Source organism: Vibrio sp. A8-1 (assembly GCF_013048685.1).
GTDB classification, from domain to species: domain Bacteria; phylum Pseudomonadota; class Gammaproteobacteria; order Enterobacterales; family Vibrionaceae; genus Vibrio; species Vibrio metschnikovii.
This window is the reverse complement of the sequence record NZ_VHTC01000106.1, coordinates 1-800: the sequence shown is the minus strand read 5'-3', so window position 1 is coordinate 800 and position 800 is coordinate 1. Positions and strand designations below refer to the sequence as shown.

Annotated in this window: 1 protein-coding gene; it reads right to left on the bottom strand. The window is 44.8% G+C overall.

The genetic code is table 11. The features are described from left to right. The coding region (locus tag FKN93_RS17435) for an IS66 family transposase (protein WP_170905774.1) at positions 1 to 800 on the bottom strand (800 nt) is incomplete at both ends.

The following is an 800-nucleotide window of genomic DNA, read 5'->3' as shown; positions in this document are numbered from 1 at the left end:
TCCTCGATAGCGATGACGTTCCTTAATATGTGAGCCCAGCATAATTGGCGCTTAGATTCGTCGATATATTTGTAGGCAGAATATTGGTCAGTCACTAAAAGGTGTGAAACCGCTTCACCAAGTAGTCGTTTGGCAGCATGTTGGTTTCTTCCACTGTTAATTTGGAAAAAGGCTACGTCATTGCTGAGTGCGGCCCACATCCAGCGTTTATCATTATTGCGCTGATGCGAAGTCTCATCAGCCATAATCAGTTTAGATGCTTTGACTGTGTCATGGATTTGAGTATGAGTATCGGCTAAGTATTCAGTGACTCGTCCTTGCGCCGCAGATATTGCACCTGTTGAGAAGTTAAGCTGGAAGACGTCTTTCAACATAGATTGTATTTTACCTATGCTTTGGTGGTGCTGCGTCGCCTGGATTGCGATAAAGCTATGTAGATTTGGCCCCATTTGAACATCGGGCACAGACTCTGGAAGCTCCGCTTGGTGCTTATCACCACACCATGCGCACTCGCCTTTAAAGATTTGATGTTCAACAAGCGTGTATGAGATATCTGGCAAGTCAAAGATTTGGTGTCGTTTATAAGGTTTTCGATTTGGAATAACACACCCACCGCAGTGGCATATCTTATTCGGTAAGTATTGCTCAACCGAGGCACTGTCTTCAACAGGGTGAAGCAGTCGGCGATGGCCTTTATGACCTGGTTGAGCTCCTTGCTTTTTTCCAGATTTCTTCCGATTTGGCGAAGTATTCTTAGCTTTATTATGCAGGGGTTGTTGAGATGATGGCACAGAAGAGTT